Annotated in this window: 18 protein-coding genes; 10 read left to right on the top strand and 8 right to left on the bottom strand. The window is 53.5% G+C overall.

The window, feature by feature from the left end; translation table 11 throughout:
- Window positions 1-7: 7 nt before the first annotated feature.
- The 4 genes from ppk1 to purM form a co-directional block, all read right to left on the bottom strand.
- A complete protein-coding gene (gene ppk1, locus GEAM_RS12860; protein ID WP_034792123.1) occupies window positions 8-2,086 on the bottom strand; it encodes a polyphosphate kinase 1 in 2,079 nt (692 codons plus the stop codon).
- A gap of 318 nt (window positions 2,087-2,404) precedes the next feature.
- Window positions 2,405-2,980 carry a spermidine N1-acetyltransferase gene (speG, locus tag GEAM_RS12855; protein ID WP_034792121.1) on the bottom strand — a complete coding sequence of 192 codons (576 nt, stop codon included), beginning with the start codon at window positions 2,978-2,980 and terminating at the stop codon, window positions 2,405-2,407.
- Window positions 2,981-3,195: 215 nt separating this feature from the next.
- A complete protein-coding gene (gene purN / locus GEAM_RS12850; RefSeq protein WP_034792120.1) occupies window positions 3,196-3,834 on the bottom strand; it encodes a phosphoribosylglycinamide formyltransferase in 639 nt (212 codons plus the stop codon).
- 24 nt (window positions 3,835-3,858) lie between these two features.
- Window positions 3,859-4,896, bottom strand: coding sequence for a phosphoribosylformylglycinamidine cyclo-ligase (gene purM / locus GEAM_RS12845; RefSeq protein ID WP_034792118.1), 1,038 nt, complete (start codon window positions 4,894-4,896; stop codon window positions 3,859-3,861).
- A 222-nt stretch (window positions 4,897-5,118) separates the two neighbouring features.
- Between purM and upp the strand changes: the two genes are divergently transcribed.
- The 3 genes from upp (at window position 5,119) to hda (ending at window position 8,096) form a co-directional block, all read left to right on the top strand.
- The gene (gene upp, locus GEAM_RS12840; protein WP_034792116.1) at window positions 5,119-5,745 is read left to right on the top strand and encodes a uracil phosphoribosyltransferase; all 627 of its coding nucleotides are present in this window, start codon (window positions 5,119-5,121) and stop codon (window positions 5,743-5,745) included.
- Between the two features lie 132 nt (window positions 5,746-5,877).
- Window positions 5,878-7,170 carry a uracil permease gene (gene uraA, locus GEAM_RS12835; RefSeq protein WP_034792114.1) on the top strand — a complete coding sequence of 431 codons (1,293 nt, stop codon included), beginning with the start codon at window positions 5,878-5,880 and terminating at the stop codon, window positions 7,168-7,170.
- A gap of 218 nt (window positions 7,171-7,388) precedes the next feature.
- Window positions 7,389-8,096, top strand: a complete 708-nt coding sequence (gene hda, locus GEAM_RS12830) for a DnaA inactivator Hda (RefSeq protein ID WP_034792130.1) — start codon at window positions 7,389-7,391, stop codon at window positions 8,094-8,096.
- A gap of 14 nt (window positions 8,097-8,110) precedes the next feature.
- Here hda and arsC read toward each other — a convergent pair whose 3' ends face one another.
- Complete coding sequence (gene arsC, locus GEAM_RS12825) at window positions 8,111-8,467, bottom strand: arsenate reductase (glutaredoxin) (protein WP_034792112.1); 357 nt, start codon at window positions 8,465-8,467, stop codon at window positions 8,111-8,113.
- Between the two features lie 36 nt (window positions 8,468-8,503).
- Window positions 8,504-10,024 carry a beta-barrel assembly-enhancing protease gene (bepA, locus tag GEAM_RS12820; RefSeq protein ID WP_034792110.1) on the bottom strand — a complete coding sequence of 507 codons (1,521 nt, stop codon included), beginning with the start codon at window positions 10,022-10,024 and terminating at the stop codon, window positions 8,504-8,506.
- 270 nt (window positions 10,025-10,294) lie between these two features.
- On the opposite strand from bepA, the gene GEAM_RS12815 reads away from it, so the two are divergent.
- Window positions 10,295-11,359, top strand: a complete 1,065-nt coding sequence (locus tag GEAM_RS12815) for an AI-2E family transporter (RefSeq protein WP_034792108.1) — start codon at window positions 10,295-10,297, stop codon at window positions 11,357-11,359.
- Window positions 11,360-11,451: 92 nt separating this feature from the next.
- On the opposite strand, the gene bcp is transcribed toward GEAM_RS12815, so the two are convergent.
- Together bcp and GEAM_RS12805 are read right to left on the bottom strand one after the other, a co-directional pair.
- The gene (bcp, locus tag GEAM_RS12810) at window positions 11,452-11,919 is read right to left on the bottom strand and encodes a thioredoxin-dependent thiol peroxidase (RefSeq protein ID WP_034792107.1); all 468 of its coding nucleotides are present in this window, start codon (window positions 11,917-11,919) and stop codon (window positions 11,452-11,454) included.
- Between the two features lie 12 nt (window positions 11,920-11,931).
- A complete protein-coding gene (locus GEAM_RS12805) occupies window positions 11,932-12,510 on the bottom strand; it encodes a glycine cleavage system transcriptional repressor (RefSeq protein WP_195723725.1) in 579 nt (192 codons plus the stop codon).
- A 127-nt stretch (window positions 12,511-12,637) separates the two neighbouring features.
- Here GEAM_RS12805 and dapA point away from each other — a divergent pair, with 127 nt between their 5' ends.
- The 6 genes from dapA to GEAM_RS12775 form a co-directional block, all read left to right on the top strand.
- On the top strand, window positions 12,638-13,519 hold the full coding sequence (gene dapA, locus GEAM_RS12800) for a 4-hydroxy-tetrahydrodipicolinate synthase (RefSeq protein WP_034792103.1): 882 nt from the start codon (window positions 12,638-12,640) through the stop codon (window positions 13,517-13,519).
- 16 nt (window positions 13,520-13,535) lie between these two features.
- Window positions 13,536-14,606: an outer membrane protein assembly factor BamC gene (gene bamC, locus GEAM_RS12795; protein ID WP_034792102.1), complete on the top strand. Its 1,071-nt coding sequence runs from the start codon at window positions 13,536-13,538 to the stop codon at window positions 14,604-14,606.
- A gap of 100 nt (window positions 14,607-14,706) precedes the next feature.
- Window positions 14,707-15,420 carry a phosphoribosylaminoimidazolesuccinocarboxamide synthase gene (gene purC, locus GEAM_RS12790; protein WP_034792100.1) on the top strand — a complete coding sequence of 238 codons (714 nt, stop codon included), beginning with the start codon at window positions 14,707-14,709 and terminating at the stop codon, window positions 15,418-15,420.
- A gap of 259 nt (window positions 15,421-15,679) precedes the next feature.
- The gene (gene ypfJ, locus GEAM_RS12785; RefSeq protein ID WP_034792098.1) at window positions 15,680-16,549 is read left to right on the top strand and encodes a KPN_02809 family neutral zinc metallopeptidase; all 870 of its coding nucleotides are present in this window, start codon (window positions 15,680-15,682) and stop codon (window positions 16,547-16,549) included.
- A 118-nt stretch (window positions 16,550-16,667) separates the two neighbouring features.
- Window positions 16,668-17,120: a DUF441 domain-containing protein gene (locus GEAM_RS12780; RefSeq protein ID WP_034792096.1), complete on the top strand. Its 453-nt coding sequence runs from the start codon at window positions 16,668-16,670 to the stop codon at window positions 17,118-17,120.
- A gap of 1 nt (window position 17,121) precedes the next feature.
- On the top strand, window positions 17,122-18,597 hold a 1,476-nt coding region (locus GEAM_RS12775; RefSeq protein ID WP_034792094.1), incomplete at its 3' end, for a tRNA(Met) cytidine acetyltransferase TmcA.

Raw genomic sequence — 18,597 nt, 5'->3', positions numbered from 1 at the left:
GTCAGGCTTAATCGTTTTGCTGTTTATTATGTCCAAGCTCGAAGGCTTTGAGGTAGTCGTAGATAGCCAATTGCGCGCGCACCTTACGACGATTTCCGCGTGGAACATAACGATTACTGAGATCTTTATCAATATATCTGGCTTTCACCGTGTCGCTGAACAGCAGGTCGAGGATGTCGAGCACGCGCTGTCTTAGCGTCGGGTCCAGCAGGGCAACAGCCACTTCAATACGGTAGTCGATGTTGCGCGTCATCCAGTCCGCAGAGGACAGGAACACTTTGGTATCACCATTGTTTTCAAACACATAAACACGGTCATGCTCAAGGTAACGGTCAACAATGCTGGTCACCTGAATGTTTTCACTGACGCCCGGCAACTCTGGTACCAGCGAGCACATGCCGCGGATCAGCAGGCGGATTTTCACCCCAACGTTGGAAGCGGCGTAGAGGCGGTCGATCAAGCCTTTATCCACCAAATTGTTGATTTTCAGCGTGATCCCGCCGTTACCGCCAGCCTGCACGTTGGCAATCTCCTGATCGATCAGCTTATACAGCATGTCGCGGGAGTTTTGCGGCGACACCATCAGGTGCTCGAAGGTCACCGGACGGTACGGATTCTCAATAAAGTTAAATACCCGGCGCACTTCATTGGTGATGCGGCTGTCCGCCGTCAGCAAGGAGTAGTCGGTGTAAAGACGGGCGGTTTTCTCGTTAAAGTTGCCGGTCCCAATATGAGCATAGCGGACGATTTCATCGCCTTCCCGGCGTGAGATAAGAAATAGTTTGGCGTGGATCTTCAGGCCCGGCGCGGAGAAGATCACGTGTACGCCAGCTTCCGTCAGGCGCTTGGCCCAGTGGATGTTGGCCTCTTCGTCAAAGCGCGCCTGTAGCTCAACCACCACCGTGACTTTTTTGCCGTTATGCGCCGCGTGGATCATCGATTCAATAATGCGCGAGTCTTTCGCAACGCGGTAAATATTGATTTTGATGGAGAGCACGTTGGGGTCGAAAGAGGCCTGACGCAGCAGCTCCAGCACGTGTTCAAAGGTGTAATACGGGTAGTAAAGCAGCACGTCTTGTTGGCGAATTGCCTCGAAGCCGTTGCGGAATTTGTCGAAGAACAGGTGACGCAGTCTTGGCAGCGGGCGATTGACCAGATTGGCTTTGCCGACATTTGGGAAGCCGATGAAGTCTTTGAAGTTGTGGTAACGGCCGCCGGGGATCACCGAGTCATAGTTGGAAATCCCCAGTTTGCCGCGCAGCAGCTCGACCATGTCATCAGGCATATCGCGCTGATACACAAAGCGCACCGGTTCGGCGGTCAGGCGCTGTTTTAGGCTCGAAGACATCAGTTCCAGCAGGCTCGATTCCATTTCCGTGACCAAGTCATACTCGGCGTCACGGGTCATTTTCATCGAATACGCGTTGAGCTGGTCGTAATCAAAGAAGCCTTTGAAGATGTCATCGAGGCAGTAACGCAGGATGTTATCCAGCAAGATCATTGGCTTGCGGCGGCGCGGGGTTTCCGGCGGCAAGTTCACGAAGCGCGGCACTTTGTCTGACGGGATTTCCAGCAGCGCGTAGTGGATCTCTTCGCCGCGAATAATTTCCACCGCCAGATAGGTGTAATCGTCTTTGAGGAACTGAACCAGATTGGTGTCGTGATTGATCAGAATAGGCGTGATGAACTGGCGTAAATGCTGTTTGAAATACTGACGCAGCCAATTTTGCTGGTTTTCAGACACCTGACGCTCATTGATCAGGAAAATCTGGTTGCGCGCCATCTCCAGCAGCAGGTCGTTGTAGAGACTGTCAAACTCTTGGTCGATGCGCAGAACCTTGGCCTGAATCTTTTTCAGCAGGTGGCGCGATGCACCAATAAAACCTTGTTCTTCGCTAATTAAAATTCGGCGTTTTAAATCGGCAAAACGGACTTTGTAGAATTCGTCCAGATTGTTGGAGTAGATGCCCAAAAAACGCATGCGTTCGATCAGAGGATTGCTTTTGTCTGCCGCTTCCTGCAATACACGTTCATTGAAGGACAGCCAGCTCAGTTCTTTTTCTATATAAAGCTTTTCCTGACCCATTTTAACTCCATTCTTTTTGGCCCAACATTCAGCGTTATCACGATGAATCACTAGGGAAAATCTCGCTATTTCCAGCTCACATCCGGCGGATGTTCGACATATCTCTAATGGAAAATATTGAGAGAGAGGGGCCTAGTGTCTACTACCAATATTGCGAAAGATTGACAGGAAAGTCCAATACAAAGCGGAGGTTAAATGAAAGGGCGAAAAGTGAGCGTTAATTGCAGGAATAGGGGAGGAAAAAGCTTAGCGGTGAACAAGATATCTGTAGAAGACTGGCTTCAAAGAAGCTGCTTGTTCACCGCTAATTAAGGGCGGTTAAACCACGCCTGCGCCAATAGGATCAACGCGTTTGGATTCCACCGGCTTGGTTTTGTACTTCGCCAGGAATTGTGGTTGGAAAATGCACATACGGATAGCGCTGCGGTATTCCCCGTTGACGAAGAATTCCTGTTTCAATTCGCCTTCTACTTCAAAGCCCAACTTGTTGTAAATATGGATCGCCTTTTGGTTTTCTTTATCGACGATCAAATACAGCTTGTAGAGGTTTAGAACCGAGAAGGCGTAGTCCATCGCTAACTTAACGGCATCACCGGCAAACCCTTTGCCCTGATGCGCCGGGTCAATAATGATTTGAAACTCAGCGCGACGGTGTATGTGATTAATCTCGACTAACTCCACCAGACCTACAGGCCCGCCTTCATATTCAATGATAAAGCGGCGTTCGCTCTGGTCATGAATATGTTTGTTGTAGAGGTCGGTGAGTTCGACAAAAGCTTCATAAGGCTCTTCGAACCAGTAACGCATGATGCTCGCGTTGTTATCGAGACGGTGAACGAACGCCAAATCGTCTTTTTCCAGTGGACGTAATCTGACGCGCATATTGCTAGGCATAAAATTTCCTGAAAATCCCGTGGCCCTTGCTCAAGCAATGAGGTTGGGGATTATTATTTTTTGCTCTTTTGGATGAGAGTCAGTACAGCAAAAGAGGCGAAAAACTGTAGCGACGCGCTCATTATAGCGGTCAATATGTAAACGAACGTAAACAGATATAAAACAAAAAACCGGCACGTGGCCGGTTTGTAGTTAAATCATCGCCTATGGGCAGTTTAATCTGCGGCGTAACCCTGTTCTGGTAGCGGATTACCGTCGAGGTAGGCCACGCCCTCTTTCAGCGCTAAACGGCCATCCACGAACCAGCCCACCACCAGCGGATAGATGCTGTGTTCCTGCGTCTGTACGCGCTCCACCAGCTCATCTTCGCTGTCATCGCTAAATACCGGCACCTTGGCTTGCAGAATCACCGGGCCGCCGTCGAGCTGTTCAGTCACGAAGTGGACGGAAGTACCGTGAACTTCATCTTGATTTTCAATCGCTTGACGATGGGTGTGCAGGCCGGGATATTTTGGCAGCAGGGAAGGGTGGATATTGAGCATGCGCCCAGCGAAACGCTGAACGAACTCAGCCGAAAGAATGCGCATGTAGCCCGCAAGCACGACTAAGTCAGGATTATAAGCCTCGATGGCATCGGCCAGCGCGACGTCAAACGCCGCGCGGTCAGCAAAGGATTTCACATCTAATGCATGAGCGGGAATACCGGCTGACTGCGCCCTTTCCAGCCCGAATGCCGAGGCTTTATTACTGAAGACGGCGCTGAGCGTCGCGTAAATACGTCCTTGCTGGCAGGCATCAATTAGCGCCTGGAGGTTGCTCCCTTCGCCTGATACCAGCACCACGATCCTTTTCATCTCAACACCTGTCTGTAGTCGAATTTACTTGATGATAACGCGTTCTTCGGAATCAGAGGCTTTTACGCTACCAATTTTCCACGCTTTTTCGCCATTATCATTCAGTAAGGCCACGGCTTCATCGGCCAGTTCAGCAGGCAGAGCAACCAACATACCCACGCCACAGTTGAAGGTGCGGTACATTTCGTGACGGCTAACGTTACCGGCAGTTTGCAGCCAGTTGAACACGTCCGGCCACTGCCAGCTTGCTTCGTCAATCACCACTTGGGTGTTGTCTGGCAGCACGCGCGGGATATTTTCCCAGAAGCCGCCGCCGGTTAGGTGAACGATGCCGTGAACTTCAACTTGTTCAATCAATTTCAGAATCGATTTCACGTAGATTTTGGTCGGTGCCAGCAGGTGATCTGCCAGAGACTTACCGGCCAAATCCGTGGTTTCTGGATTGGTTTTGCTCACTTCGAGGATTTTGCGCACCAGCGAGTAGCCGTTGGAGTGCGGGCCGCTGGCTGCCAGTGCAATAACGGCGTCGCCGTCAGCCACTTTGCTGCCATCAATGATTTCTGACTTTTCTACCACGCCTACGCAGAAGCCTGCCACGTCGTAATCTTCGCCGTGATACATGCCCGGCATTTCAGCGGTTTCGCCGCCGACTAAGGCACAGCCAGACTGCTTACAGCCTTCGGCAATACCGGTGATGACGCTGGCGGCGGTGTCGACGTCCAACTTACCGGTGGCGTAATAATCGAGGAAGAACAGGGGTTCAGCACCCTGAACAATCAAATCGTTAACGCACATGGCGACCAAATCAATGCCGATAGTGTCGTGGCGTTTCAAGTCCATTGCCAGACGCAGCTTGGTGCCAACGCCGTCGGTACCCGAAACCAGCACAGGTTCACGATATTTTTGCGGTAGCGCGCACAGGGCACCAAAACCACCCAATCCGCCCATCACTTCCGGACGACGAGTCTGTTTTACTACACCTTTGATACGGTCTACTAATGCGTTACCCGCATCGATATCCACACCTGCGTCTTTATAGCTGAGAGAGGTCTTGTCGGTCACTGCGTAATCCCCAAGGCGGTTGGTAAAATAAAACGCGGCAATTCTAACAGCCAAGGCAAACGTTTGCGAGGGGCTTGTGAGGTTGAGAGTCATTCTGCTGTCTATACTGTTGATCAACATTCTATTGACCGCGATCAGGCTATTGGCAGTGGCGTTCAAAAAAAAAGGCGTTATAATCTCGCGATTTTTTTTTGCAGCACAACCACCTTAGGAGAAATAAAAATGAAGATCGTTGAGGTGAAACACCCGCTGGTGCGACATAAGCTGGGCCTGATGCGTGAGAATGACATCAGCACGAAACGTTTTCGCGAACTGGCTTCTGAGGTGGGGAGTCTGCTGACGTATGAAGCAACTTCTGATTTAGAAACTGAGAAAGTGACTATCGAAGGCTGGTGCGGCCCGGTAGAAATCGATCAGATCAAAGGTAAGAAAATCACCGTAGTACCAATCCTGCGTGCTGGTCTGGGCATGATGGAAGGCGTGCTGGAGCACGTGCCGAGCGCGCGTATCAGCGTGGTGGGTGTCTACCGTGACGAAGAAACTCTGCAACCTGTGCCTTATTTCCAGAAGCTGGTTTCTAATATTGAAGAGCGTCTGGCGCTGGTGGTTGACCCAATGCTGGCGACCGGTGGCTCAATGATTGCCACTATCGACCTGTTGAAAAAAGCCGGCTGCCAGAGCATTAAAGTGCTGGTACTGGTTGCTGCTCCAGAAGGGATTGCCGCCTTAGAGAAAGCGCACCCGGACGTTGAGCTGTACACCGCTTCCATTGACCACGGGCTAAATGAGCATGGTTACATCATGCCGGGCCTCGGCGATGCGGGCGACAAGATATTTGGTACTAAATAAGCATTCGTTACTAAGCAGCCGACTGAGAAGTCGGCTTTTTTTTGATTTTTTATCAGGGTTTTACCTTTCTATCAGGCGGCAACGCCTGAAACATGACATCTATAATCGCCAACACTTTGAGAGGATCTATTCATGACACGTCGCGTCATTGGGGTAAGTGAGCGCCCGCCGCTATTACAGACCATTCCCCTAAGTTTCCAGCATCTGTTCGCCATGTTCGGTGCCACAGTGCTGGTGCCGATCCTGTTTAAAATTAACCCGGCCACGGTGCTGCTGTTCAACGGCATCGGCACCTTGCTGTATCTGTTTGTCTGTAAAGGCAAGATCCCCGCTTATCTGGGTTCAAGCTTTGCGTTTATTTCGCCGGTTCTTCTCTTATTGCCGATGGGCTACGAGGCGGCGCTGGGTGGGTTTATCGTCTGCGGGCTGCTGTTCTGCTTAGTGGCGCTGATTGTCAAAAAGGCCGGGATTGGCTGGATAAACGTCATGTTCCCGCCTGCGGCAATGGGCGCAATCGTTGCCGTCATCGGGTTAGAGCTGGCGGGCGTGGCTGCCAACATGGCCGGACTGCTGCCTGCCGAGGGCACCTCTGCTGACTCCACCACTATTACTATTTCCATGGTGACACTGGCGGTGACGGTGCTTGGCTCGGTGCTGTTCCGCGGCTTCTTGGCGATTATCCCGATCCTGATTGGCGTGCTGGTGGGCTACGCGCTGTCATTCTTTATGGGCGTGGTGGACGTTTCTACCATTGAATCCGCTCATTGGTTCGCGCTGCCTACCTTCTACACTCCGCGCTTTGAGTGGGTGGCTATTTTGACCATTCTGCCCGCCGCGCTGGTAGTGATTGCCGAGCATGTCGGTCACTTGGTGGTGACGGCGAATATCGTCAAAAAGGACCTGCTGCGCGAGCCGGGCCTGCATCGTTCGATGCTGGCGAATGGCCTTTCTACCGTGCTGTCCGGCTTCTTTGGTTCGACGCCAAACACCACTTATGGCGAGAACATCGGCGTAATGGCCATCACTAAGGTCTACAGCACTTGGGTTATCGGCGGCGCGGCGATTTTGGCAATTATGTTGTCCTGCGTTGGTAAGCTGGCGGCGGCGATTCAGGCCGTGCCGGTTCCGGTGATGGGCGGCGTTTCTCTGCTGCTTTACGGCGTGATTGGTGCCTCGGGTATCCGCGTGTTAATTGAGTCCAAAGTGGATTACAACAAGGCGCAGAACCTGATCCTCACCGCGGTTATTCTGATCATCGGCGTCAGCGGCGCGAAGATCCACATCGGCGCGGCGGAGCTGAAAGGCATGGCGCTGGCGACCATCGTGGGTATCTTCCTCAGCCTGCTGTTCAAAGTGATTGAACTGGTGCGCGGCGAAGAAGAGATCATTGATATCGAAGATGAACGTGAGGATCGCGCGGCGTAAATCTTCCCGCTAATCGCCGGTTGCAGGATCCTCTGCCCGGCGATTAGCTCGGTTAGCAAGCGGTTGTGCGGGGCAGAGTTCAACTCCAGCAAGATCCTATGCTAGAATTCTGTGGTTGCACGCTTTCTGATCTTGGCGGCAACAACCCGAAAAATAACCATGAGATACGACTTTTTGTTGATAACAACATTTGCGGTTTATAAGCCGTATTGGTTGAGGTGCTTCTGAATACGCCGGCACAGCTTTCCCTGCCACTTTATCTTCCTGATGATGAAACCTTTGCCAGTTTTTATCCGGGGGAGAACCCCTCTCTGCTTTCTGCCATTCAAACGGCGCTGCATCAAGAGCACGGCACTTACATCTATTTCTGGTCGCGCGAGGGCGGTGGCCGCAGCCATTTGCTGCACGCAGCCTGTGCCGAACTCTCCCAGCGTGGTGAAGCGGTAGGCTATGTGCCTTTGGATAAACGCGCCTATTTCGTGCCGGAAGTGCTTGATGGCATGGAACATTTAGCGCTGGTTTGTATCGACAACATTGAAGGGATTGCGGGGGATGACGAGTGGGAAGCCGCCGTGTTCCATCTCTATAACCGTATTCTGGAAACCGGCCGTACCAGACTGTTTATTACTGGGGATCGCCCGCCGCGCCAGCTTAATCTCAGCTTGCCTGACCTCGCTTCGCGTCTGGACTGGGGGCAAATCTACAAGTTGCAGCCACTGTCTGACGAAGAGAAGCTACAGGCGCTGCAATTGCGCTCGAAACTGCGTGGGTTTGAACTGCCAGAAGACGTCGGCCGCTTCCTGCTGAAGCGACTGGATCGCGAGATGCGCACGCTGTTTATGACGCTCGATCAGCTTGATAGAGCTTCTATTACTGCGCAACGCAAACTCACGATCCCCTTTGTGAAAGACATTCTTAGCCTGTAACTCGGTTCGCCGATTTACAGGATTTCCAGCACCTGCTCAGGTGGACGCCCCAGCCGCGCTTTGCCTTTCGACAGCACGATAGGGCGTTCAATCAAACGTGGATGATCGGCCAAGGCTTGCAGCAGTTGCTGCTCATTCAGCGCCGGATCGGCCAGATTCTCCTCTTTATAGATTTCTTCCCCTTTACGCATTAAATCGCGCGCAGAATCAAACCCCAGCTTCTTCACCAGCTCTTTCAGCGTATCTACCGACGGCGGGGTTTCGAGATATAAAATCACGTCCGGCTTAATGCCTTTGTCTTCGAGTAACTTCAGGGTTTCTCGGCTCTTACTGCAGCGCGGATTGTGATAAATCGCGACATCATGTTGCATAAGGTTCTCCATCTCTGTTTATTGCTCAGCGTCCAATCAGCCCTTTTGATATTGGCGGAAGCGCTTCTGTAGCTGGCGCAACTGGTCAATACGGGCGTCATAGCGAGACTGTTCAAGACTGCCCAGCTTCTGCAATGCACTGGCGTTGCTCAGTAGTTCGATGGCCTGATCAAGTTGGCCCATTAGCGCCATGCTCTCTGCTCTGGCCGCCAATTCCTGAGCGCGTAAGCCCTGCGCACCGCTGGCTTGTGACAGTAAATCCCAACCATTTGGATCGTTCGGGTAATTGAAAGTATAGCGGTTGAGGATGCGACTTGCGTTTGCGGGCTGGCCGCCTTCGAGATAAGCGTTGGCTAAGTTGAGCAGCAACACCGGATTCTTACTGGTTTCGGCATTGGCTTTTTCCAGCCGCGCAATGGCCTGTGGCGCGTGTTTTTGCTCGACATCGACGTCAGTGGCTAAGTCGAGGAACCAGTCGTTGCCGGGGTTTTTCTCTAGCAAAGATTCCAGAATGCTGCGCGCCTGATCGTATTTTTTGGCTTTGTAGAACTGCAATGCCTGACCATATTTCGCCGCCATCTGGTCGCGGATATTGCCGTTGCTCAGCTGGGTTAAATATTCATCGGTCAGCGGATTTCTTTCCGTGCCGTACATGCCGAGCATGCGCACCTTGGCCAGCAAATAGCTTTGCGAAGACTGAACGTTAGGGTGCGGCATCTGGTTGGCGCGGTTACGGATATCCGCCAGACGGCTGTCCGGCAAGGGGTGAGTCAAGAGCATTTCAGGCGGCTTGCTGGAGTAGCTCGACAGGTCTGCCAGCTTTTGCAAGAAGGCTGGCATGGCCTGCGGGTCGAAACCGGCCCGTTGCAGCACCTGAATGCCGATACGGTCGGCTTCCTGCTCGTTACCCTGCGTGAAGCTGATCATACCCTGCTGAGTCCCGGCCAAGGTGCCGGTCAGCGCGGCCATACCGGCCTGCGGGCTGGCCATCGCCAGTAAAATAGAGCCGAGGGCGCCGACCCAAGTGAGCGGGGCGTTTTTACGCTGATCTTCCATCGCGCGGGCCAGATGGCGCTGGGTCACGTGGGAGATTTCGTGCGCCATGACCGAGGCCAGCTGGCTTTCGTTATCGGTATAGCGGAACAGGGCAGAGTGCAGCACCACGTTGCCGCCGAAGAAGGCAAAGGCGTTCAGCTCATCGTTATTGACGATAAAGAAGTGGAACGGCGTGCGCACCGAATAGGCGCTGGCAACCAGCCGCTGGCCCAGTTCATTGATATAACGGTTGAGCAGCGGGTCATTAATCAGTGGGGTGCTGGCGCGCATTTGGCGGACGTAAAAATCGCCCATTTGCAGCTCCTGATTAATACTCAGGGTGCCGCCAGCCGTGGTCCCCATGTCGGGAAGCTGGTCACTGATCGACGGCTTATTCGGATTGGAGGACGCAATCGGCGTGGTCCAATAGCTGCTGTCATCGGCCAAGGCTGGCGTCAGGCTGCCCGCCATTAAGCTTCCCACCAATAGGGCTGTGAGCGTTTTTTTAAACCGCATCGCCATAATTAAATCATTCCTAATGAATTCATCAACACTCTGACATAAACCGCTTTAAGAGTTATTCTTCCATGAACGGACTCCGGTACACTCCGGTACAAGAACCATTCTTGGCTATTTATCTGATACTTAACAATAGCGATTTCTGGAAAAATTTGCAGTCTCTCCCCTGCACCCACTGTGACAACGAATTCAGCTAAAAGTTGGTCGCAGGCCGGGGGGCGAATCAGGAGTGTACGGCCTTGTCACATCAGGATCTAACAGGAGCGATATCCTATGCTTGAGATGTTATTACAATGGTACCGCCGACGTTTCACCGATCCTCAAGCCATTGCTTTGCTGGCCATTTTGGTCGCTGGTTTTTGCATTCTCTACTTCCTACACGGCATTCTCGCGCCTCTGCTGGTGGCGATTGTACTGGCTTATCTGCTTGAGTGGCCGGTGGTGCGCTTGCAGCACTGCGGGCTCTCCAGAACGCTGGCGACCAGCGTGGTGCTGCTGATTTTCGCCGGTATTGTGATGCTCGGCGTGTTTGTTATCGCGCCGGTCACTTGGCAGCAGGGTATCAATTTGATGGCCGACCTGCCGAACATGCTCAACCGTTTCTATGATTTCGCCGCAACCTTGCCGAAACGCTATCCAGCGCTGGTGGATGCCGGGATCATCGACATGATGGCTGAAAACCTGCGCAGCAAGCTTTCCGGCGTCGGCGACAATCTGGTGAAGTTCTCACTGGCTTCGCTGGTCGGGCTGCTGACGCTGGCTATCTACCTGATTTTAGTGCCGATGATGGTGTTCTTCTTGCTCAAGGATAAAGAGCAGATGCTGTGCGCGGTGCGCCGGGTGTTGCCTCGCGACAGCGGTTTGGCTGGGCAGGTGTGGCAGGAGATGAACCAGCAAATCACCAACTATATTCGCGGCAAAGTGCTGGAGATGATTATCGTCGGCGTGGCGACCTATCTGGTATTCTTCGTCATGGGAATGCGCTATTCGCTGCTGCTCTCCGTGCTGGTGGGGCTGTCGGTGCTTATTCCTTATATTGGCGCGATGCTGGTGACTATTCCGGTGGTCGTGGTGGCGCTATTCCAGTGGGGGATGGGGGCGGACTTCTGGACGCTGTTTGTCGCCTATCTGGTGGTGCAGGGGCTGGATGGCAACGTGATTGTGCCACTGCTGTTCTCTGAAGCGGTGAACTTGCACCCGCTGGTGATTATTCTGTCGGTGGTGATTTTCGGCGGGCTGTGGGGCTTTTGGGGCGTATTCTTTGCCATTCCACTCGCCACGCTGGTGAAAGCCGTGGTTCACGTCTGGCCGGACGAACTGCTGAACGAAACCACTTAAGCCGTGAATCGGCTGATTGAAGACATAAAAAATTGAAGACATAAAAAAAGCGCGTCTGCGCTTTTTTTTATCAATCAGTATCAGTACAACGCTTATTGACCGTTGATGTAGGCCAAAACGATGTCGTGGTGATCGCTGGTTTTGAAGTTGTCGAATACTTTCTCAACCTTGCCATTGCCGTCCAGCAGGAAGCTGATGCGATGGATACCGTCATAGGTTTTGCCCATAAAGGTCTTCTCGCCCCAGATGCCAAATGCCTGACAGACCTGATGATCTTCATCTGACAGCAGCGTGAAGTTCAGCAGCTCTTTTTCTGCAAATTTCGACAGTTTTTCTGGTTTATCAGTGCTGATCCCCAGCACTTCTACACCGGCTTTTTTCAACTGATCCATGTTGTCACGCAGGCCACAAGCCTGAACGGTACAACCTGGGGTCATGGCCTTAGGGTAGAAATAAACCAGGACCTTCTGTCCCTGGAAGTCGGCCAGGTTAATTTGTTCGCCGTCTTGGTCAGGCAAACTAAATTGCGGCGCAGGATCACCGGCTTTCAGTGGGTTCATTACAAATCTCCGTCAATTGTCTTCATGCTGAGTGTTGCTCACGACGTTAATACTGCCTTGCGCTTTCAGTTCTGTACATAGCTTATGAAAGGCTTGTTCAATTATTGTTGCGTCAGTGTTGGCTGGGCTGTGGGCGGTTATCTGTATAGACAACTGCGCCGGATTTTCACTATCCGCAGGGCGGGTTTTAGATGCCAGCTCAGCAATGTTCATTTGATGAGTATCGAATAAATCGGTGAATCGCTCAATCAGGTGCGGGGAGTCTTTTACATCGACTTTCACCCAAACGGTGGCAGGCATCGGCGGCCGGTCGTGGGCGCTGGTGCGTTTCATCACAATCAGTAACTCAAGCTCTGCGCCTTTTTGCGGCAGAGTGGACTCAATTAACGTGATGGCGTTCCAGCTACCTGAAAGGAACATGATAAACGTGAACTCGTCACCGAGCATTGCCAGACGGCTGTCTTCAATGTTGCAACCGCAACTGCTGACCTGACGGGTAATGGTGTTGACGATACCAGGACGGTCGGCACCCAGTGCGGTGATAACAAGATAGTGTTGTTGTTGCTGCGGCAAAATTGCTCTTCCTGTCATGCTTGGGAGTATTCCCAAGGTAAACATAAAAAAAACCGCCGGACAAGCGCTTACAACACGTTGATTGCTTGCTTTTGCAGTGGTGTCAAAAGTACCATGGATGACCTGTTTGTGGAGGGGAAGGTCAATGTTTACGGGAAGTATTGTTGCACTGGTTACGCCGATGGACGACAAAGGTGTTGTTGATCGCGCGAGTTTAAAAAAACTGATTGATTATCATGTGTCCAGTGGTACTGCGGCGATCGTTTCCGTAGGCACAACCGGTGAATCAGCCACCTTAACGCATGATGAGCACGGCGACGTGGTCATGCAGACGCTTGAGTTGGCTGACGGGCGCATTCCGGTTATCGCGGGGACGGGAGCTAATTCGACCGCGGAAGCGATTTCTCTCACCCAACGTTTCGAAGGCACTGGCGTAGTAGGCTGTCTCACCGTGACACCTTATTACAACCGCCCAACGCAGGAAGGCCTGTTCCAGCACTTTAAAGCGATTGCTGAACACACGGCGCTGCCGCAAATTCTCTACAACGTGCCTTCACGAACTGGCTGCGACATGCTGCCAGCAACCGTGGCGCGTTTAGCAAAAATTAAGAATATTGTTGCTTTGAAAGAAGCGACAGGGAACTTAAGTCGTGTTAGCCAGATCCAAGTGCTGGTTGATGATGAAGACTTCATCTTGCTGAGCGGCGATGACGCCAGCGGTCTGGACTTCATGCAACTTGGCGGCAAAGGGGTTATTTCGGTCACTGCCAACGTGGCAGCGCGCGAAATGGCGCAACTTTGTGAGCTGGCGGCGCAGGGCAATTTTGCCGAAGCGCGCCGTTTAAATCAGCGCTTGATGCCGTTGCATCAGGATTTGTTTGTAGAAGCAAACCCAATTCCAGTGAAATGGGCCTGTAAGGCACTGGGGTTGATGGCAACCGATACTCTGCGTCTGCCTATGACGCCGTTAACAGATGCTGCCCGTCCGGTAGTGGAAAAAGCTCTTAAAAGCGCCGGTTTGCTGTAACTCTTAGGGAGATTTGATGGCCTGTTCATTAGTTCAAAAGACCAGATTGCAAAAGTCGATGGTAGCGAAAGTGGTGGGCGTGTCCCTCATTATGTTGCTGGCGGCATGTTCCAGCGATCAGCGCTACAAGCGTCAGGTAAGCGGCGATGAAGCTTATCTGGATGCGCCACCTGTTAGCGAATTAAAAACGCCAGCAGGTATGATTTTGCCACTGCAAAACGGCACTTACGAAATTCCTTCCGGCTCGCTGAAAGGTAACGTCGGTAAGCAATTGGACATCCGTCCACCGCAGCAACCACTGGCTCTGCTCAATGGTTCCCGCACTCAGTTCAGCGGCGACAGCGGCACTGTATTGCTGGAAAACACTCCGCAGAACAGCAACCTGTGGAACAACGTGGTGAAAGCCGTTCAGCAGAACAATTTCAAAATTGCTAACCGCGACGACGCTAACCAGACGCTGACTACCGATATGGTTGAGTGGAACCGTGCTGATGAAGACTTCCAATATCAGGGCCGTTACCAAATCACCGTGCAGCAGCAGGGCTACCAGTTGGCGCTGATTGCTAAAACGCTTGAATTGAAACAGCAGGACAAGGCGGTGACTTCACCGGCTGAGATCCAGCGTTATAACAGCCAGATGCTGAACTCAATTACTGCCAGCCTCGATAAAGTCCAACAGGACGAGCAGGCTCGCCTTGAGAACCGCAAAGTGGGCGAAATTGACGTCCAGAGCGGCGCAGATGATACCGGCCTGGCCGTGTTGATCGTGCGTTCAAGCTACGGCGTGGTCTGGGATCGCTTGCCGAATGCCTTGGCGAAAGCCGGCATGAAAGTGACCGACAGCAGCCGTCCGCAGGGTACGCTTTCTGTGACTTACAAACCGTTGAATGACGATGCGTGGGACACTCTGGGTGCGAAAGATCCGGGCCTTGCTTCCGGCGACTACAAAATTCAGGTCGGTGACCTTGATAACCGTAGTAGCTTGCAGTTCCTTGATCCGAAAGGACATGCACTCAGCCAGTCGCAGAACGATGCAATGGTTGCGGTCATGCAGGCTGCGTTTAACCAGAGCAGCGCGACCAAGTAAGAATGAATCAAAAGGGGCTTCGGCCCCTTTTTACATCTCTCTTTTCATCGGTTATTTTTAAAGAATCACCATTAATTGTTTACTACTGGAGTAAGTAAAGATGCAAAAGTTAGCTGAGTTGTATCGCGGAAAGGCGAAAACCGTCTATACCACCGAAAACCCAGACCTGCTGGTTTTGGAGTTCCGCAATGATACATCAGCACTCGATGGCGAGCGTATTGAGCAGTTCGACCGTAAAGGCATGGTTAACAACAAGTTTAACCATTTCATCATGAGCAAATTGGAAGAAGCTGGCATTCCTACCCAGATGGAACGTCTGCTGTCTGATACCGAAGTGCTGGTGAAGAAGCTGGATATGGTTCCGGTTGAATGCGTTATCCGTAACCGCGCTGCTGGGTCGCTGGTAAAACGTCTGGGCATTGAAGAAGGTCTGGAATTGAACCCACCGCTGTTCGATTTATTCCTGAAAAACGATGCAATGCATGACCCAATGGTCAACGAGTCTTACTGCAAAACCTTCGGCTGGGTTAACGAAGAGAACTTAGCGCGCATGAAAGAGCTGAGCTACAAAGCTAACGATGTGCTGAGCAAACTGTTCGACGACGCGGGTCTGATTCTGGTCGACTTCAAGTTAGAGTTTGGTCTGTTCAACGGTGAAGTGGTGCTGGGTGACGAGTTCTCTCCAGACGGTAGCCGCCTGTGGGACAAGCAAACGCTGAACAAGATGGACAAAGATCGCTATCGTCAAAGCCTCGGCGGCCTGATCGAAGCCTATGAAGAAGTAGCTCACCGTATTGGTGTGAAACTGGACTGATCGGCAACGATTTTTTCAGGCTAGCGACGCAATCGTTTACGCGGCGAGGTTTGTCGCAATCTAGCCTGAGTGAATAGCAAACGGGTGGCCCATCAGGTGCTGCCCGTTTTTCTTTTTGCCCCTGACTTGTCTCAATTGCGCCAAACCTATCTCAAATTTCATTCATTTCTGGAATAACTCCCGTAAAATTGCCCGCTTTGGGAAATGGTATTTCCCGCACTCATTATCTAGTCTTAAAAAAACAGCTGGGAGGTGGACTATGCGTTGGCAAGGGCGTCGAGAGAGTGACAATGTGGAAGACAGGCGCGGGCAGAGTTCGGGACCCGGCTTGGGCGGCGGCGGCATGCGTCTGCCAATTCGCGGTAAAAGCGGCATCGTGATTATTATTGTGGTGCTGGTGGCGGGTTACTACGGCGTGGATCTCACTCCGCTAATTGATGGCGGCCAGTCCGGCGGCGTGCAGCAGACCCAATCTCAGTCCATCAGCCCGAAAGATGATGAACAGGCAAAGTTCACCTCGGTGGTGCTGGCTTCCACTGAAGATACCTGGAAAGAGATTTTCCAGCGTCAGGGCCAAACCTACGTCGACCCTAAACTGGTGATGTATCGCGGCCAAACCCGCACCGGCTGCGGCACCGGCCAGTCGGTCATGGGGCCATTCTACTGCCCGGCGGACAGCACGGTTTACATCGATCTCTCTTTCTATCAAGAGTTGAAAAACAAGCTTGGCGCGGGCGGTGACTTCGCTCAGGCCTACGTGGTGGCGCACGAAGTTGGGCACCACGTGCAGCACCTGATGGGCATTGAGCGCAAAGTTCGCCAGATGCAGCAGGGCGCGTCGCAAACCACCGTCAATCAGCTTTCGGTGAAAATGGAGCTACAGGCTGACTGCTTCGCCGGTGTCTGGGGCCACAGTGTGCAGCAACAAAACATGCTGGAAGAGGGCGACCTGAAAGAAGCGCTGGACGCCGCGCAGGCGATTGGCGATGACCGCCTGCAACAGCAGAGTCAGGGCCGCGTGGTACCAGACAGCTTTACTCACGGCACGTCGCAGCAGCGTTACACTTGGTTCAAACGCGGTTTCGACAGCGGCGACCCGAACCAGTGCAACACCTTTGCCAGCCGCTAATCGCCTGATATTTCAAGGCTGAATCGCTGGTTTGCGTGGCAAAACTGTTCAATAATTGACGTCCGACTCTGAGAGGCTTTCGAGCCTCTCTTTCTTCTTTTGAACCGCTGGAATCGTTATGGCCTTTCTGGATCCAACCTTGCTCATTCTGCTGGTGTTTGCGGGTTTAGGCATCATCAGCAATAACAGCTCGGTCACTATTGCGATGTTTTTCCTGCTTACCGTGCGCATCACGCCGCTGAACCAGTTTTTCCCATGGATTGAGCGCTACGGCCTGACCATCGGCATTATCGTGCTGACCATCGGCGTGATGGCACCTATCGCCAGCGGGAAAATCAGCGCCAGCACGGTGGTTCACTCCTTTATGCACTGGAAGTCCATTCTGGCGATTTTGGTCGGCGTGCTGGTGTCATGGCTGGGCGGCAGAGGGCTGACGCTAATGGGCTCGCAGCCTCATCTAGTGGCAGGTTTGTTAGTCGGCACGGTGCTTGGCGTCGCCTTCTTCAAAGGCGTGCCGGTAGGGCCACTGATTGCCGCCGGGCTGCTCTCGCTGATGGTCGGGAAGACCTAAAGTGACGTCGCCATGGCCGGATAAAATCGCCTTGCAGCAGCAAATGCAGCGCCACGGCGTTCGCCATCTGCTGGTGATAAGCGGGGAAGCCGATTGGTGCGCCGAGCAGGCCGCTGACTTTATTGACGGCCAGCCCGGCGACTGGACTTGGCTGTCCGACACGCCGCCGCTTTGGGCCGCTGACGCACTGCCGTTTTCTGCGGCCCACACCCTGCTAGGGCAGGAGAGGCTTCACGGGGTGTTTGATGCTCGACAGGGGTTGAACGTTGAAGCGCTGGCGGCGTTCGCCGGTATTTTGCAGGCGGGAAGCTGGCTGGTGCTGCTGGTGCCGGAGTGGCAGCAGTGGGCGCAGAGGCCGGACGCCGACAGCCTGCGCTGGAGCGAGCAGCCCCAGCCCATCGCCACGCCGAATTTTATCCAACGCTTGCAGTCGCTGATTCTACAAGACGCGGCCTGCACGCTGCACCGCCAGCATCAGCCCTGCGAGCTTACGGTTTTGCCCGAAGCCGCTGACTGGACGCCGCCCGATGGCCAACCGACGCTGGAGCAGCAGCGGGTTTTGCAGCAATTGAACGCGGCGCAGAGCGGTATTTATGTGCTGACGGCCCCGCGCGGCCGGGGCAAATCCACCTTGGCCGGGATGTTAGTGGCTGACTGGCCCGGCGAGTGCTGGGTGACGGCTCCGGCCAAATCTGCTGCTGACAGGCTGGCCGAGCAGAGTGCGGGCAAGGTGCGTTTCTGGTCGCCAGATGCTTTGCTGGCGCAGCTCGAGCAGCATCCGGCGGCTGACGTGGACTGGCTGCTGATTGACGAAGCGGCGGCTATCCCTACGCCACAGCTCTCGCGCCTGATTGCTGCTTTCCCCCGCGTTTTGCTCACCACTACGGTTCAAGGCTATGAGGGCACCGGGCGCGGTTTCATTCTCAAATTCTGCGCCTCCCTGCCGCAGTGGCATGATTTACGCCTCGACGCGCCGATCCGCTGGTCGAAAGCTGACCCGCTGGAGCCTTTCCTCAATCAGCTTTTGCTGTTCAATGACGCCCCCGCCGAAGTACCAGTAGAAGTGCTACCCAGTGAGCAATCACTTCAGCTAACCGCCATTCAGTGCGGGGAGTGGTTATCCGAGCCGGGCCTGCTGGCTGATTTCTACGGCCTGCTGACCAGCGCGCATTACCGCACTTCGCCACTGGATTTACGCCGCCTGATGGACGCCCCCGGCCTCTCCTTTGCCGCCGCGATGGCGGGGGACCGCGTGGCCGGAGCCATCTGGCTGGTGGAAGAGGGCGGGCTTAGCCCGACGCTGGCCCATGAGGTGTGGGCGGGCAGACGCCGCCCGCGTGGCAACTTAGTGGCGCAATCGCTGGCGGCCCACGGCGGGCAGATTGACGCCGCCGTGTTGCGCTCCCGCCGGGTTAGCCGCATTGCCGTGCAGCCCGGCGCTCGGCGTCAGGGCATTGCGCGGGCTTTATTGGCGCAA

Origin of the sequence: Ewingella americana ATCC 33852 (assembly GCF_000735345.1) — a bacterium.
Taxonomy (GTDB): domain Bacteria; phylum Pseudomonadota; class Gammaproteobacteria; order Enterobacterales; family Enterobacteriaceae; genus Ewingella; species Ewingella americana.
Note: the sequence above shows the minus strand (reverse complement) of the source record. Positions and strands in the feature narration are given on the sequence as shown.